Genomic DNA, 15,852 nt, shown 5'->3' with positions numbered 1-15,852 from the left:
CTCAATCAATAAAGAGTCCTATCAGCAAGGATATTCCTCAAAAAAATGGCTTTGAGCAATCAGCGCTCAAAGCCATTTTAAACCACACTATTTTCAGTCACGCTACATCAGCAGTAGATAGAAGCTTCACCCTCTGGGCGCGTTTTGAGCACCCGCAGAAACCACATATACTGCTCTGGGTAAGCTAAAATAACTTGCTCGACCACTTTGTTCAGTGCCAACGCCTCGTTTTCCTTGCCGACCATGTCTTCGGGCGCAACGGCCGTCATCACAGTAAGATCAAACTGACGTGTCGCTTGGTTGTAACCAATCTTTACAGGCAGCACTTGGGCATTACCCGCCAGTGCTAAACGCCCAACGACAGGCAGCGTTGCTTTCACTGTGCCTAAAAAAGGTGCAAACACGCTTTGTTCTGGGCCTAAATCTTCATCGGGGAGATAAAAGAAACTGTTACCGCGCTTAAGCTCGGCCAATAGTGCCCTAATGCCCGCCTCGCGCATATACACATGGCCACCACAGCTGCTGCGCACACGATTACTAAACCAATTGAATAAGCCGTTTTTATGGGCTTTGGCCATCGTCACCATAGGCAACTCAAGGTTAAGGCGTAAACCAGCATAATCGATTGGCCACACATGGGGCATGATGAAAATGATCGGTTGCCCCGCCGCTTGTGCTTTCGTCACATGCTCAAAACCGATTAAATTCACTCGACGACGCAAATGCGCTTTTGAGCGCACCAGCAATTCGCCCTGTGCTAACAAGACTAAAACGAAGTTTTGTACGTTCTCACGGATTAACGCTTCGAGCTCGACGGCAGATAGTTCAGGAAAGCACGCTCTTAAGTTGGCTCTTGCAACACTAATGGGCTTTTTGGCAATCGGCATCACTAATCTTGCCAATAATCTTGCAATGGGATCACGCAGCCATGCGGGCATGAGTCCGAAAATCACTAATAGACCAATCGCCAACCAAGTGGCCCAGTATTTAGGGTGTAATAAGGCGGGTTTAAAGCGACGGTCGAAATGTTTGGGCTGTCTTGACAAAGAATTCACCTCAGACAGTGGATAGAAATAATGGAGATATTGCACAAAAAAATAAACAGGAAAGCCACTCTCTAAGGAGTGGCTTTCCCATCAAACAAACGAAATTACTTACCCGTGTTTGCTGCTTCTACACGAGTTTTCAGCTTTTGGCCGGGACGGAAAGTCACGACACGACGAGCAGAAATTGGGATATCTTCGCCTGTTTTTGGGTTCCTTCCCGGTCTTTGATTCTTGTCCCTAAGGTCAAAGTTGCCAAAGCCAGATAACTTGACCTGCTCACCACTTTCAAGTGCGCCCCGAATCTCTTCAAAGAACGACTCAACCATCTCTTTGGCGACACGTTTGTTCATTCCGAGTGTTTCAAAAAGATGTTCTGCCATTTCGGCTTTGGTAAGTGCCATACTTTAATCCCTCAACGATGCGTTGAACTCGGACTTAAGGGCAGAAACAACTGAACCAACGGTCTCAGCAATCTCTTTTTCCTCAAGCGTACGAGTAGTGTCTTGTAATGTAAGTGCTATCGCCAGGCTCTTCTTGCCAGGTTCAACACCTTTACCTAAGTATACATCGAACAAGTTTATGCCAACCAACTGATTTTCGCCAACTTTTCTTATCAATTTCATTACATCACCTGCAGATACACTCTCATCTACTACGACTGCGATGTCACGACGATTAGCTGGAAACTTAGATACAGCTTGGGCTAGCGGCAAACTGGTATGCAATAAAGCATCCAATTCCAACTCAAAAACGATGGTTTTACCATTGAGTCCAAAAGGCTTCTCCAAACTAGGATGGATTGCACCTATATGACCGATCACTCGATCATTTCTCAATATTTCAGCACATTGCCCCGGATGGAGAGCAGAATGCGTCGCTCCTCTAAAGCTAAATTCTGATGCGGAAACTGTCAAGCCGATAATTGCTTCTAAATCACCTTTAAGGTCGAAAAAATCAACAGTTTTCGATTCCATAGCCCAATGTTCATCATTTTGAAGCCCAGTAATGACACAAGCGAGCATTGCTTGCTGTCTTACACCGGATTCTGCATTGATATCAGGAACAAAGCGCAGGCCAGTTTCAAAAAGTCTCACGCGACTCTGTTGACGACTTTGATTGTAGCCAACGGCGGCCAATAAACCGGTGAACATTGACAGGCGCATGGCCGACATTTCACTGGAAATTGGGTTTGGTAACACCATAGCGTCTAAACCAGGGTGAACCAGATTTTGCAGTTTTGGATCGACAAAGCTGTAGGTTACCGCTTCTTGGAAGCCACGAGCGACCAATAAGGCACGCACGCGTTTTAGGCTTAAGTCAGATTCTTTATGATCTGACATACGCAGCGCGGCAACAGGTGCGGTATTCGGGATATTATTATAACCGTAAATACGCGCCACTTCTTCAATCAAATCTTCTTCAATCGCCATATCGAAACGATAAGTCGCAGTGGTGACCTGCCAGCTATCTTGGCCCACAACCACACTAAAGCCGAGACGTTGTAAAATTTCGACCACATCTGTGTCTGGTACATGGTGACCTAAAATTCGATCTAACTTGCTACGACGTAACACGATTTGTGCTGGTTTGGGTAAATCAGCCTCTGATTTAGCCTCAACTACAGGGCCCGCTTCACCGCCACAAATATCCAGCACTAAACGGGTCGCACGGTCGATAACCTTGTGTTGCATCTCAGGGTCAACGCCACGCTCAAAGCGGTGTGATGAATCTGTGTGCAAACCTAAACGACGTGACTTACCCATAATGGCAAGAGGCGCGAAGAACGCACATTCAAGCAGTATGTCTTGGGTCGTGTCACTCACGCCTGAATATTCGCCGCCAAACACGCCTGCAAGGGCTAATGGACGCGCATCATCGGCGATCACTAAGGTATCGCTTGGGATGGTCACTTCGCTGCCATCAAGCAGGGTGATTTTCTCTTCGCCAGTGCCTAAACGCACTTGGATATCGCCCGTTAACTTGGCAAGATCGAAAGCGTGCATAGGTTGACCGAATTCAATCAACACAAAGTTAGTGATATCAACGATAGGATCGATAGAGCGAATACCGCTACGGCGCAGTTTTTCCTGCATCCATAATGGCGTAGGCGCTTTAACATTAACGTTTTTAACCACACGGCCTAAGTAACGTGGACAAGCGGCTGGCGCCTTAACGTTAATCGTGACCTGTGCATCTGTCGTTGGCGTAACGGCTTGCCACTGTGGCTCAACCACAGCTTGGCGGTTTAACACGCCTACTTCACGGGCAAGACCTGCCATGCCTAAGCAATCGGCACGGTTAGCCGTTAAATCTACATCGATAACGGCATCATTAAGTTGCAGATAATCGCGGATGTCAGTGCCAAGTGGCGCGTCCAATGGCAATTCGATAATGCCATCGCTTTCGACGTTAATGCCAAGCTCGCTGTACGAGCACAACATGCCTTCTGATGGCATGCCACGCAGCTTAGCTTTCTTGATTTTGAAATCGCCAGGTAATACAGCGCCAACCATAGCCACGGCCACTTTAAGACCCTGACGGCAGTTTGGTGCACCGCAGACGATATCGATAAGTTCGCTACCACCAACGTTGATTTTGGTCACGCGCAGTTTATCGGCATCGGGATGCTGACCACACTCAACCACTTCACCAATCACGACACCGCTAAAATCGGCTGCTACGGCTTCAACGTCATCGACTTCGAGACCGGCCATAGTGATCTGGTGGGATAATGCTTCACGGCTGACTGAAGGGTTTACCCATTCACGAAGCCAAGATTCGCTAAATTTCATGCTATTACAGCTCCGTTATTTAAATTGCTTCAGGAAACGTAGGTCGTTTTCGAAAAACGCACGTAAATCGTTTACGCCGTAACGCAACATAGTTAAGCGCTCGACACCCATACCAAAAGCAAAACCAGAGTATTTTTCTGGATCTATGCCAACACTGCGCAGCACATTCGGATGTACCATACCGCAGCCAAGCACTTCTAGCCATTTACCATTTTTTCCCATCACGTCCACTTCGGCTGAAGGTTCAGTGAATGGGAAGTAAGATGGACGGAAACGCACTTGCAGATCTTCTTCGAAGAAGTTACGCAGGAAGTCATGCAAAATGCCTTTCAATTCGGCAAAGTTCACATGCTCATCAACCAACAGCCCTTCCACTTGGTGGAACATTGGCGTATGCGTTTGATCGTAATCGTTACGATAAACACGACCCGGTGAAATAATGCGTAATGGTGGCTTTTCAGTTTCCATAGTACGGATTTGCACGCCCGAGGTTTGGGTACGCAGCATCAGTTTAGGATTGAAATAAAAGGTATCATGATCGGCACGGGCTGGGTGGTGCTCAGAGATATTCAGCGCATCGAAATTGTGGAAATCATCTTCAATTTCAGGACCCTGCTTTACCGAGAACCCTAATTCCCCGAAAAAGGTTTCGATACGTTCAATGGTACGCGTCACTGGATGTAAGCCACCGATCTCTTGGGTGCGGCCTGGCAAAGTCACATCAATCTTTTCAGCGATTAATTTGGCTTCCAGTTCCGAACTCTTCAGACCATCGATGCGCTCAGTTAATTTTTGTTGAATCGCCTGTTTAGCATCATTGACCGCTTGGCCAAAGGCTGGCTTTTCTTCAGGGCTTAAGCTACCCATCATTTTCATCATGTCGGTGATCTTACCTTTCTTTCCCAGGTAATCGACACGGATATCATCCAGTGCTTTTAGATCACTGGCCTGGTCAATAATGACTAAGGCTTGTTCTACGATCTCAGTTAACTGCTGCATTTTCTCTTCCACTGCATAGTCGCGCTTGATAAACAAGTGCTATGGGCGCCAAACTTTCAGGCTATTTGGGTGCTCAGGTTATCGGGCGTTAATGCCAGACGCTTTGCTAGCTATAACGAAATAAAAGGATAGAAATTTTACGCGAGCGAGCGGCATATTACTAGGGCTTATTGGGGGTTTTTATCATGCAAATTCATGTGTTACCCCAGTTCAGAGCCTGAGTTTTGCTCAAGGTGAAATCCAAACCTCAATTCTGACCGAAACAAGTTCTCTATTCAGCCACTAGCAGCATTTGTAACTAAACTGTAAACTAATGTCTGTACCCTGCCAAAATTGCAGCAAACAACACAATAACGACTGCAATTAGACTACATTAGCGATATAAATCATTACAAAACAGAAAACTATCAAGTCTATGGCAAACTGACCGATATACATTCGGTTCACAGCCCATTTTATCGAGGCACTCATGAAAGAAGTAAAGTTTCGCTGGATAGATCAATATCTTATCCATATGACCTTAAAAACTAAATTCGCTATTCTCTCTATCGTTCCCATGCTAATGATTGTTGGACTGGCGATTTTTCTTGATAACCAATCCCAGCAAACCTTAGTGCAAGGACAGCTCAACGGTCTACAAAATGCGTCACAACAAATCAACCAAGTCACGGGCACCTTATATAACAAACTACCAGAGCAAGAACGCCAAACTATCCTTAGCCAGCTAAGTCGCGAAATCAAAGGCAATGTCAGCATTATTTCGGTGAATGAAGCCGACAGCAAAGCGCAATCCTTAGCTCGCAGCGGTGGCGGTATTGATGATAGCGGTAAGCAACCTCGAGCTGTGAGTCGCGTTAACGATCAAAACCTGATCACGATTATTCCCTTCGACAGCAAAGAAATTGATGCCCTGCTCGCCAAAGATAACTTGCTGGTTTACGGCCTGATGGCGGCGCTTCTATTTGTGTTGTTTTTATTTAGCTACTACATTTCGACCTTCGTGGGCGGCGCACTTTATACCACAGTGATGGCATTAAAACGGGCCGCATCGGGCGATTTAACTGGGCGTTTAAACTTCTTCGAAGTAAAAGACGAGTTCAGTATCTTAGCTATCAGCATAGATACCTTAGTTGAACGTCAACATCTGTTAGTGAAACAAATCGCAGAATCGACAACAAAAATCCGTGAGGTAGTCTCCTCGTTTCGTAGCACAGCGCAGCAAGGTCAATCTTTGGCGGTGAACCAGAGACAACATTTGGATTCCCTAGCAACGGCAATGGAAGAAATGACCGCTGCAGTGAAGGAAGTTGCCCGTAATGCTGAACAATCTTCTGCCGAAACCCAAGAAGCCAATCAACAGGTTAGCGCTGGCGGTAAAGACATTGAAACCACAGTCAAGGCTATTGACGTGTTATCGGATGAAATTTCTGCGGCCTCAAATGCGGTGGGCGTTCTCAATGACAACGCCAGTAAAATTGATGAAGTGGTATCAACTATTAATGCGATTTCCCAGCAAACCAACCTACTCGCCCTCAACGCAGCGATTGAAGCGGCGCGCGCCGGTGAACAAGGCCGTGGTTTTGCCGTGGTGGCCGATGAGGTACGTACTTTAGCGGGCCGCACTCAGGCCGCAACGGTTGAGATCAAAACCATGATCGAATCACTGCAGTCGGGTACGCGCAATCTAACCCAAGTGATGTCGCGTACAGTGAATCAAGCCGATGAAGGTAAACAACACGTACTGCAAACGGGTAAAGACTTAGAGTTTATCGCCCACCACAGTAACAAAGTGTTTGAAATGAGTGTGCTAATTGCCACCTCGGCCGAAGAGCAATCGGCAGTGGCCAACGAGATTGCGACTAACCTGATGGAAATTCGCAACCAATCACACGATGTGGAGCAATCGGCGAACCAGTCGGTTTCAGGTTGTGATGAGCTGCAAGCAACAGCTGGGCAACTGGATCAGTTGATGGTGGGATTAAAAATCTAGCCAAAGATTATTTAACAAAGTTTAAATTCACTTAACACCAAAAATGCACCAGGGAGCGATAATCGCTCCCTTGTTGTTTTTTCATTCTGACGGTAACGGTCCAATGAACTACTGTTGTTTCAATCAACCAGCAACGTTTCAATCAATAAGTCACTTTTCAATCTACTTCGCTAAGGCAAAAATTAATCCACGTCTGTTAATCCACATCTTTGAGTGGCCATAGCACGATATGATCTTCAATATCCTTCACGCGTCTTTCATCGACTACTTTACCTTGGATCGACATGCCCGCTAAATGCATCGCTTCTTTAGAGCCAGTCAGCAGCGGATGCCAGCTCGGTAGCTCACGTCCTGCCGCTAGGCGGCGATATGCGCAGCTGTCGGGAAGCCAAGTTAACTCATGGATATTATCAATCGTGATCACAGTACATTGAGGGACATGGGTGAAACGGTCACTGTAATGCTGACAGCCCGCCGTTTGATGATCGAGTAAGAGGCAGGCCGCATTGGTGTAATACAAGTCTTCGGTTTCATCATCTATCAACTTGTTTAAACAACATTTACCACAACCGTCACACAGGGATTCCCACTCGGTTGCGCTCATCTGCGCTAATGTTTTGCTCTGCCAAAATGCCATGATTAACTGTATCTTCTCAATAAAAAGCCCGCTTAATGCGGGCTATTTTACACTAGTTTATCGGCGGATACTTTATTCTCTCGGACAGATGCGCGACAGAAATCCCGAAATAATCGGTATTCTGCAAGTGCATTAAGGCGCGGTAATTGCCATAAACGAGGTATTTTCGACCGGTAACACCATCGGGCATGATTAGCGAGGCGTTGATGTCTTCGCGGGACGGCAAATCGGTATGATCAAACTTGCGAATACCGAGAGTTTGCCACTGGGCTAAGGACTGGGGTTTATCTAATCCAGCGACTGCCAAATCAAGCGTTGCAGGCACTTGTACTTGTCGCCCCCAAGTATCATCGCCGTTCCAACCGAGTTGCTGTAGCAAATACGCCGCGGAGGCAAACGCATCTTGTGTGTTGTGCCAAATGTCTTTCTTACCGTCACCATCGCCGTCCTGCCCATAGGCAAGATAATCCGTTGGCATCAGCTGCGTTTGTCCCATGGCGCCATTCCAACGACTTTTAAGATCTTGAAAACCGATATGATCTTTATCCATTATGCTGAGCGCTGCCATAAACTCTTTTTTGAAGAAAGCTTCGCGCTCGCCGCCAAAGGCCAGTGACGCCGTCACAGATAGCACAGGATAATCGCCAGAAGCTTCACCAAAGTCGGAGACAAGCCCCCAGAGCGCGACTAAGAAGCGTGGCTGAACAGCGTATTGGCTGGCGATGGCGTTGAGTTGTTGTTCATGCTCTTTAAATAGTACACGTGCGGTGTCAACTTTCCACTCGGGCACAGTGTCGGCGAGATAAGTATCGAGGTTGTGAGTTTTGTCAGTCTGGAGGCTGTCTGTCGCTCGGGCTTTTTTGAAGAGTTTGATCTGGGGAAAGGCTAAATCTAAGGTCGTTTGGCTGATGCCCTGAAGACGGGCTTCTTGCTTTAACTGAATTAAATAATCACTAAAGCTGATTTTCTCATCCGACTGCTGCGCCATGGCTGGCAAACTGCACGCACTCAGCCAAATGATGAAACAGACAAATACCCTGATGGGAGCGAAGATATATGCTGCGAGTCGATAAAGCTTATTCTGATAAACCCCAAAGTGACAAACCTTAACTGGGTAAGTATTGGTTTGATAAGCTTGGGTTAGATAAGTACGGTATCGATGCATATACCTTCCTGTTATTTTTATGCTATTGGCTTAATCTTTGATCCCAAGACTGAGTTTATGCTCCGCCAATAAATTCACCTGAGGAGGTGGAATTTGTAAATAAAAGCCGTTTTCTTCCATCGCAGCTCTCACCTTTTGAATATCTGCCATGCCTAACGCATCACGTTTCGCAATAGGAAACACCATCACCAGCTTTGGCACGCCGAACATTTCCATCAAAGGCGCTGGAACATCATCAAAACAATCTCTTTTCTTCACAAATAAATAAGTATCAGCCTTTCGGCTACTTTTATAAACGGCACATAGCATAAGAGTACAAATATCCAATAGTTCAAACTTGCCAGTCAATGGGGCACACTATAACATGGTCGCCTAGTAATTTAATTGTAAAATCAGCGAACCGACTGATGATTTCTGGAGAATAGTGCCGGGATGTCAAAACCTAGCTTAGAGTTAAAAGGCGCTTCTTTTACTCTTTCAGTGCTTCATATTAATAGCAGCGATTTACAAGCTGTCATGACGGAATTAGACAGTAAGTTGGCACAAGCTCCTCAGTTTTTTCTGGGTGCTCCTTTAGTCGTCAATCTGAGTGCGATCCAACACGACAGCTTAAATTTAAGTGCGTTAAAGGATCTGCTGATCTCACGTCAATTAGTGATTGTTGGCATAACGGGCGCGACAACCGTACTCAGTAAACAGGCAAAAGACTTAGGCCTTGCCATAGTCAAAGCCGGAAAACAGAGCAGTACGCCACCGCCAGCACCGCGCCAAACTAAGATAGTGAAGCAAAATATTCGTTCAGGCCAACAAGTCTACGCAAAAAATGGTGATTTAATCATATTTGGTGCGGTAGGCAATGGCGCAGAAGTCATCGCAGATGGTAGCATTCATATCTATGGCGCATTACGAGGGAAAGCCATGGCAGGCGCGGCGGGCGATACCAGCGCCGTCATCATAGCCCACTCTCTGGAAGCCGAACTCGTTTCAATAGCAGGGCAATATTGGCTCGCTGAAAATCTACAACAACATAGCTCAGATAAAAGTGGCTGCATTCGCCTAAACGGTGAGTCACTTATGGTTGAATCATTGCCCCTCTAAATGGCAGAACAAAGGATAGAGAGAAACATGGCACAAATTATTGTTGTCACTTCAGGTAAAGGCGGCGTAGGTAAAACCACATCGAGTGCTGCAATTGCGACTGGTCTTGCCATGCAAGGACACAAGACAGTCGTTATCGATTTCGATATTGGTTTACGGAATTTAGACTTGATCATGGGTTGTGAGCGTCGTGTGGTTTATGACTTCGTTAATGTGATCAATGGTGAAGCCAATTTAAATCAAGCGCTGATCAAAGATAAACGCTGCGACAAGTTATTCGTTTTACCCGCTTCACAGACCCGTGATAAAGATGCGCTGACCAAAGAAGGCGTTGGCCGTGTTCTAGACGATTTAGCCAAAGACTTTGAGTTTATTCTGTGTGATTCACCTGCGGGGATTGAGCAAGGCGCTATGATGGCACTGTATTTTGCCGATATCGCCATTGTGACCACTAACCCAGAAGTCAGTTCAGTACGCGATTCAGACCGTATTTTAGGGATGCTGCAGAGCAAATCCCGTCGTGCCGAGCTAAACCTTGAGCCTATCAAAGAATACTTACTGCTGACGCGTTATTCACCGAGCCGTGTAAAATCGGGCGAAATGTTGAGTGTCGACGACGTGAAAGAGATTCTGGCCATTGAATTACTCGGCGTTATCCCTGAATCACAATCGGTACTGAAAGCCTCTAACTCAGGCGTGCCTGTGATTATCGATCAAGAAAGTGATGCAGGTTTAGCCTACAGTGACACAGTTGCACGTTTACTGGGCGAAGATGTACCAGTACGCTTTATTACGGAAGAAAAGAAAGGTTTCTTACAACGGATATTTGGTAGCTAATTATGTCTTTACTCGACTATTTCAAAAGCAAGAAAAAGCCTAGCACTGCGGTAATGGCTAAAGAGCGCCTACAGATCATTGTGGCTCATCAACGTGGACAAAGGGACACTCCCGATTACTTCCCGCAGATGAAACAAGAGATCATCGCCGTTATTCGCAAATATGTGCAGATTTCTGATGATCAAGTTTCTGTGCAGTTAGATCAAAACGACGCGAACCTGTCGGTACTCGAACTTAACGTCACTTTGCCTGACAGATAAGTCGATTACGCAAAAAGCGTCATCTTCTGTGGAAGATGACGCTTTTTGTTGGCTGTTTTTCCGCTATCGGTAATTTCCAAATACTGCGCATAAAGTACAAGACTTCACGCGCTAGTTTTAAATGCTAGATTGAAAGCCTTAGACTTCAAGCTTAGCCAAAGACTCTGCGGCAATCTCGCCACGCCATCCGCATAACACCGCGGGCCAATCCCCTTGTTGCTTATCCCAACGCCATTGCAAAAACTCATGGATATGACGTTTAGAACCGAGCATTTCCTGCGGCACATCATGCTGTTCGCACAACTCAACTAAGCAGCTTTTAATTGCCTTAAAGGCCGATTTGTAACCCGACTTCAACGCCAGCACATCCACTAACTCGGGTAAATTGACCAAATCAGCGGTTTGCAGCACACGTAATAAATCTTTGCCGTGGATACGTTTTTCTTGCTCAGTCAAATCATTGAGCTTAAACAAGTCGGCCGAGGATTTAGGTTGCTTCTTCGCTAATGCGATAAGACCATGATCTTTGACCACAAAACCTAGGGCTAAATCACGCACTAAGGCTTTTTCAAGACGCCACTTAGCAAGCACTTTAAGGTAAGCCAATTGGATTTCGGTCAGTTGGAAAGCATTTTTCACTTTCAAATAAGCCGTGTCGAGATCAGGATCGGCAAGCCTGCCCTGAGTCATCCTTTCCCCTTCCTCGTATAACCAAGCTAAACGCCCTTGGGCGCTGAGTTTTGCTTCAAGTTGAGGATAGAGCTGATACAAGTACAAGACGTCATTAGCGGCGTAGCTTAACTGGGCTTCCGTTAACGGGCGGCGGATCCAATCGGTACGCGACTCGCCTTTATCAATCACTTCACCCAGGCAAGTTTCAACTAACTTGGCATAACCTACACCATGGCCCATACCACACAAAGAGGCGGCAATTTGGCTATCAAACAAAGGCGTAGGCTGACATTTACCATAGTGGGCAAACACTTCTAAGTCTTCACTGCAGGAATGCACAAGCTTAACGATATTCGGGTCCGATAACAGCGCCCAAAACTGGGCTAAATCAGGTAAAGCCACCGGATCAATCAAAGCTAAGGTTTTACCATCATAGGCTTGGATCAAACCTAACTTGGCATAATAAGTACGAGTACGAACAAACTCGGTATCTAACACGAGTATCTTACTCTGTTTATATTGGGCAACGAGGGCATTAAGGCTTGCTTCATCACTCACATATTGAAACGCTGACAAATTCTTCTCCAGATCCTGTGGGTCAATCACAGTCCATAAAAACAAAAGCCGGCAAATGCCGGCTTCAATCTTACGCGCGCTTAGCTTCGTCTCTAAGCTCTCGTCGCAAGATTTTACCCACGTTGGTTTTAGGTAACTCGTTCCTAAATTCTACCAGCTTCGGTACTTTATATCCCGTTAAATGAATACGGCAGTGCTTAATGATGTCTTCAGCGGTTAAAGATTTATCTTTTGCCACCACAAATACCTTCACTAACTCACCACTGGCGTCATTTGGTACACCAACAGCGGCCACTTCAATCACTTTAGGATGCAGTGCGACCACTTCTTCGACTTCATTAGGGAATACGTTAAAGCCTGAAACTAAGATCATGTCTTTCTTACGATCGACAATATAGAAGAACCCTTTCTCATCCATGTAACCAATATCGCCCGTGGCTAACCAGCCGTCGGTATCAATCACTTTGGCAGTTTCTTCAGGACGTTGCCAATAGCCTTTCATTACCTGAGGACCTTTACCGAACAGTTCACCGGTTTCGCCTTGGGCTAATACCTTGCCGTCATCGTCACGGATTTGAATAAGTGTCGAAGGTGCAGGGAAACCAATTGAACCGTTGTAACCATCTAAATTATATGGGCAACAGGTTAATAAAGGTGAGGCTTCAGTCAGACCATAACCTTCGAGTAAACGGGTCTTAGTGATAGCTTGCCATTTATCCGCGACGGCTTTTTGTACCGCCATGCCGCCACCGATAGAGAGTTTTAAGCGCGAGAAATCCAACTGGGAAAAATCATCACTGTTCACTAACGCGTTAAATAAGGTGTTTACCCCAGTCAATGCAGTGAAAGGATACTTTTTCAACTCGGCCACAAATCCTGGGATATCACGAGGATTGGTGATAAGTAAGTTCTGGCTGCCTTTGTGCAAAAACAGCAGGCAATTCACGGTCAACGCGAAGATGTGATACAGCGGCAAGGCCGTTACCACAAACTCGCTGCCATCGTTTAAGGCGGGCGAATAAGCGCCATCGGCCTGCAATACGTTGGCGACAATATTACCATGGGTCAACATCGCGCCTTTAGACACCCCAGTTGTGCCGCCTGTATATTGCAAAAACGCTAAATCATCGTTAGTCACTTCAGGCTTGATGTATTGCATGCGACGACCAGTTGATAAGGTATCGCGCATCGATAAGGCGTGCGGTAAATCGTATTTAGGGACGAGCTTCTTAATGTACTTCACCACAAAGTTCACTAAGGTGCGTTTTGGCGCACTTAATTGATCACCTAAACTGGTGATAATGACGCTTTCAACGGGCGTTTGTTCGACAACTTCTTCTAAGGTGCGGGCGAAGTTTGACACTACAACTATGGCTTTGGCGCCCGAGTCAATCAACTGATGTTTTAATTCGCGCGGGGTATATAGCGGGTTAACGTTAACGACCACCATACCGGCACGTAAAACCCCAAACAGTGCAATCGGGTATTGCAACAGGTTTGGCATCATCAAGGCGACACGATCGCCCTTTTCAAGCTTTAATTCATTTTGTAGATACGCGGCGAATGCTCGGCTGCGTTCTTCCAATTTACGATAGGTTAGCGTGGCACCCATGTTGATAAATGCAGGTTGGTCTTCATACTTAGCCACCGCTGTTTCGAACATATCAACAAGCGATGAGTACTGCTCCACATTAATTTCAGCAGGCACATCTTTTGGCAAATGATTAATCCAAGGCTGATCCACTACTCTCTCCTAAATCCCCACAACTGCGGAAACAATATCCATACAAGCGTCAAGACTCGATAAATACCGAGTTAAAATACCGGCTTACATTTTATAGTTATTGATTGACTCGTCATAAATCATACGAGCGTTTTAATTTTGATCATCATCACATAAAAAAAACAAAAAACCTAGCGTCTTTTTTAGGGCGGCAAAGGCAGCCTATTTAACGAATTCGCGGATCAAGCGGGCAACGCCTTCAGCATTGTCCATATGCACATGATGATCGCCCTCGATTATATGTTCAGACAAATGTTTGAACCAAGTTCGCGCCTTAGGTATGGCGGTCTGCAACTGGCTAAATCCTTGTTTGCCACAGACTAATAAGGTTTCAATATTGATATCCTGCATCAAGGCATCAACTTGAGCAAAAGTTAACCGTTGGGGTGAATCTAATCTCAATCGAGGATCACTGCGCCAACCTATGCCCTCACCTTCAGGTTGCATATTACGCTCGAGCAACAGACGACACCAAGGTTCGGCAAGTCCTGTTAAATGTGCCCTCGCCCGCACTGCGGTATCTATGCTATCGTAAATTTTTGCCTGCCCATGCTTCTGGGTTAAATACTTCTCGTGTTGATAGAAGCTTTTCCTTAATCGTGCTTTCGCCTGCGTTGGCGACTCAGACAAGGGGCTTAACGCTTCAATCAATACCAGCTTGTTGACCTTTTCTGGAAACGTCGCCGTATACGCCGAGGCAATAATGCCACCGAGCGAATGCCCAACCATAGCCACAGGCTTTTGCGGTAATGCCGTTAACAGTGCATCCAAATCATACAAGTAATCAATCCAATGCAGCGGATAATGCCCCGGCCTGTGTGCCGAAAAGCCATGTCCAGGCCAATCAATGGCGAGCACTTGATAATCGAGTAAATGTGCCGCTAAGGGCTCAAAACTGTTGGCGTTGTCTAACCAGCCATGTAAGGCCAGTAATAAAGGTTTATCCTTCGCCCCCCATAATCGGCCCGCGACCTTAATATGAGGTAATACAAATTCGATTTGATTTTGGGGGGCGAGAGATTGCCACATAATGCCTCTGGTGTCAGGTGATTAAGATGATTTTTTGACAAATTTGAGTGTCATACGATCACTTTCACCGATCGCTTGGAATTTTTCTTTATCCGTGTCACCCAAAGCAAAGGATGGCGGTAGCGTCCAAACACCTTTGGCATAATCCTTAGTATCTTTGGGGTTCGCATTGATTTCAGCGCTTTCAACTAAGGTGAAACCGGCTTTTTTGGCTAGAGCAATCATGGCCGCTTGATCCATATAGCCAGTGCTAAAATTCATCCCTTCGTTGGCTCTATGCTCCACCACACCAAAGACACCGCCGTCTTTCAATACTTTATATGACGCAGCAAACACATTCTCTAACTGATCACTTGATGCCCAGTTATGAAGATTACGGAAGGTTAATACCAGATCGGCACTGCCATCGGCGCCTAAGTCCATCTTATTTGGGGGATCGAAAGTGACCATTTTGGCATTGCCCATGACGTCTTTATTAGCCGTCATCCACGCAGCATACTTAGTACCAGCATTGGCACGATAGCGATTTCCAGGCGTGTCCGTCGCGGGAGCGGTTTCAAAACTGGCGGCGATATATTGGCCTTCTTTGGCTAAATAAGGCCCTAATATCTCGCTATACCAACCATTACCTGGCCAGAGTTCAATCACAGTTTGTGTTGGGGTAATGCCAAAAAAACTTAAGGTTTCAGCGGGATGACGATAAACGTCACGACTGGCATTTTTAGCCTGACGAAAATCGCTTTTTAAGACTTTATCTAAACTCTCATCGGCGTAGGTAGCACTCGAACATAAACCAGCAAGCAATAGACTGGCAACTAAGGTGACTTTTTTCATTGTAATTCTCCATGGATACCGAAGGCTTAAGCTAGCAGCCAATGGCCAAAAATCCAAGGAATAGAAGTCGTAAAACCTAGGTTTGAGTGACATAAGTGGTTATGGGTCAAAGTGATGAGTCAATTCACCTTTAT

General features: G+C 46.0%; 15 protein-coding genes. 4 read left to right on the top strand and 11 right to left on the bottom strand.

Annotation, left to right across the window (positions count from 1 at the left end):
- Positions 1-107 precede the first annotated feature (107 nt).
- The 4 genes from lpxM to pheS all read right to left on the bottom strand — a co-directional run bounded on the left by lpxM (position 108) and on the right by pheS (position 4,837).
- Positions 108-1,046 (bottom strand): lauroyl-Kdo(2)-lipid IV(A) myristoyltransferase, encoded by a 939-nt coding sequence (lpxM, locus tag FW758_RS09465; protein ID WP_446445248.1) that lies wholly within the window; start codon positions 1,044-1,046, stop codon positions 108-110.
- A gap of 104 nt (positions 1,047-1,150) precedes the next feature.
- Positions 1,151-1,447 (bottom strand): integration host factor subunit alpha, encoded by a 297-nt coding sequence (gene ihfA / locus FW758_RS09460; RefSeq protein WP_006081370.1) that lies wholly within the window; start codon positions 1,445-1,447, stop codon positions 1,151-1,153.
- A 3-nt stretch (positions 1,448-1,450) separates the two neighbouring features.
- The gene (gene pheT, locus FW758_RS09455; protein ID WP_259578302.1) at positions 1,451-3,838 is read right to left on the bottom strand and encodes a phenylalanine--tRNA ligase subunit beta; all 2,388 of its coding nucleotides are present in this window, start codon (positions 3,836-3,838) and stop codon (positions 1,451-1,453) included.
- Between the two features lie 15 nt (positions 3,839-3,853).
- Positions 3,854-4,837, bottom strand: a complete 984-nt coding sequence (gene pheS / locus FW758_RS09450; protein WP_006081368.1) for a phenylalanine--tRNA ligase subunit alpha — start codon at positions 4,835-4,837, stop codon at positions 3,854-3,856.
- A 469-nt stretch (positions 4,838-5,306) separates the two neighbouring features.
- Between pheS and FW758_RS09445 the strand changes: the two genes are divergently transcribed.
- Complete coding sequence (locus FW758_RS09445; RefSeq protein ID WP_446445247.1) at positions 5,307-6,827, top strand: methyl-accepting chemotaxis protein; 1,521 nt, start codon at positions 5,307-5,309, stop codon at positions 6,825-6,827.
- 196 nt (positions 6,828-7,023) lie between these two features.
- Here the strand turns inward: FW758_RS09445 and FW758_RS09440 are convergent, their stop codons facing one another.
- From FW758_RS09440 to FW758_RS09430, 3 genes are read right to left on the bottom strand one after another with little or no spacing between them, the layout of a single operon-like run.
- Entirely contained in the window at positions 7,024-7,464 is a 441-nt protein-coding gene (locus FW758_RS09440) for a YcgN family cysteine cluster protein (protein WP_006081366.1), read from the bottom strand.
- A 52-nt stretch (positions 7,465-7,516) separates the two neighbouring features.
- Complete coding sequence (locus tag FW758_RS09435) at positions 7,517-8,629, bottom strand: lytic murein transglycosylase (RefSeq protein ID WP_446445246.1); 1,113 nt, start codon at positions 8,627-8,629, stop codon at positions 7,517-7,519.
- Positions 8,630-8,659: 30 nt separating this feature from the next.
- The gene (locus tag FW758_RS09430; RefSeq protein ID WP_006081364.1) at positions 8,660-8,938 is read right to left on the bottom strand and encodes a YcgL domain-containing protein; all 279 of its coding nucleotides are present in this window, start codon (positions 8,936-8,938) and stop codon (positions 8,660-8,662) included.
- Between the two features lie 123 nt (positions 8,939-9,061).
- Here FW758_RS09430 and minC point away from each other — a divergent pair, with 123 nt between their 5' ends.
- The 3 genes from minC to minE are packed head-to-tail and all read left to right on the top strand — an operon-like array spanning position 9,062 to position 10,824.
- Positions 9,062-9,727 (top strand): septum site-determining protein MinC, encoded by a 666-nt coding sequence (gene minC, locus FW758_RS09425; protein WP_106650327.1) that lies wholly within the window; start codon positions 9,062-9,064, stop codon positions 9,725-9,727.
- A 27-nt stretch (positions 9,728-9,754) separates the two neighbouring features.
- Entirely contained in the window at positions 9,755-10,564 is an 810-nt protein-coding gene (gene minD, locus FW758_RS09420) for a septum site-determining protein MinD (protein ID WP_006081362.1), read from the top strand.
- Positions 10,565-10,566: 2 nt separating this feature from the next.
- Positions 10,567-10,824 (top strand): cell division topological specificity factor MinE, encoded by a 258-nt coding sequence (minE, locus tag FW758_RS09415; RefSeq protein ID WP_006081361.1) that lies wholly within the window; start codon positions 10,567-10,569, stop codon positions 10,822-10,824.
- A 138-nt stretch (positions 10,825-10,962) separates the two neighbouring features.
- Here minE and rnd read toward each other — a convergent pair whose 3' ends face one another.
- The 4 genes from rnd to FW758_RS09395 all read right to left on the bottom strand — a co-directional run bounded on the left by rnd (position 10,963) and on the right by FW758_RS09395 (position 15,718).
- Complete coding sequence (rnd, locus tag FW758_RS09410) at positions 10,963-12,072, bottom strand: ribonuclease D (RefSeq protein WP_446445245.1); 1,110 nt, start codon at positions 12,070-12,072, stop codon at positions 10,963-10,965.
- Positions 12,073-12,142: 70 nt separating this feature from the next.
- Positions 12,143-13,816, bottom strand: coding sequence for a long-chain-fatty-acid--CoA ligase FadD (fadD, locus tag FW758_RS09405; RefSeq protein ID WP_006081359.1), 1,674 nt, complete (start codon positions 13,814-13,816; stop codon positions 12,143-12,145).
- Between the two features lie 201 nt (positions 13,817-14,017).
- A complete protein-coding gene (locus FW758_RS09400; protein WP_226059083.1) occupies positions 14,018-14,884 on the bottom strand; it encodes an alpha/beta fold hydrolase in 867 nt (288 codons plus the stop codon).
- Positions 14,885-14,905: 21 nt separating this feature from the next.
- The gene (locus FW758_RS09395) at positions 14,906-15,718 is read right to left on the bottom strand and encodes a class I SAM-dependent methyltransferase (RefSeq protein WP_446445244.1); all 813 of its coding nucleotides are present in this window, start codon (positions 15,716-15,718) and stop codon (positions 14,906-14,908) included.
- Positions 15,719-15,852 lie beyond the last annotated feature (134 nt).

It is taken from the genome of Shewanella sp. 1180_01, from assembly GCF_052850535.1.
The sequence above is the reverse complement of the archived record's forward strand: the minus strand, read 5'-3'. Positions and strand labels throughout refer to the sequence as shown.

Excerpts from the sequence above, each read along its gene's own strand:
- ihfA (WP_006081370.1), bottom strand. The coding sequence starts at position 1,447 with ATGGCACTTACCAAAGCCGAAATGGCAGAACATCTTTTTGAAACACTC.
- pheT (WP_259578302.1), bottom strand. The coding sequence starts at position 3,838 with ATGAAATTTAGCGAATCTTGGCTTCGTGAATGGGTAAACCCTTCAGTC.
- pheS (WP_006081368.1), bottom strand. The coding sequence starts at position 4,837 with ATGCAGCAGTTAACTGAGATCGTAGAACAAGCCTTAGTCATTATTGAC.
- FW758_RS09445 (WP_446445247.1), top strand. The coding sequence starts at position 5,307 with ATGAAAGAAGTAAAGTTTCGCTGGATAGATCAATATCTTATCCATATG.
- FW758_RS09440 (WP_006081366.1), bottom strand. The coding sequence starts at position 7,464 with ATGGCATTTTGGCAGAGCAAAACATTAGCGCAGATGAGCGCAACCGAG.
- FW758_RS09435 (WP_446445246.1), bottom strand. The coding sequence starts at position 8,629 with ATGCATCGATACCGTACTTATCTAACCCAAGCTTATCAAACCAATACT.
- FW758_RS09430 (WP_006081364.1), bottom strand. The coding sequence starts at position 8,938 with ATGCTATGTGCCGTTTATAAAAGTAGCCGAAAGGCTGATACTTATTTA.
- minC (WP_106650327.1), top strand. The coding sequence starts at position 9,062 with ATGTCAAAACCTAGCTTAGAGTTAAAAGGCGCTTCTTTTACTCTTTCA.
- minD (WP_006081362.1), top strand. The coding sequence starts at position 9,755 with ATGGCACAAATTATTGTTGTCACTTCAGGTAAAGGCGGCGTAGGTAAA.
- minE (WP_006081361.1), top strand. The coding sequence starts at position 10,567 with ATGTCTTTACTCGACTATTTCAAAAGCAAGAAAAAGCCTAGCACTGCG.
- FW758_RS09400 (WP_226059083.1), bottom strand. The coding sequence starts at position 14,884 with ATGTGGCAATCTCTCGCCCCCCAAAATCAAATCGAATTTGTATTACCT.
- FW758_RS09395 (WP_446445244.1), bottom strand. The coding sequence starts at position 15,718 with ATGAAAAAAGTCACCTTAGTTGCCAGTCTATTGCTTGCTGGTTTATGT.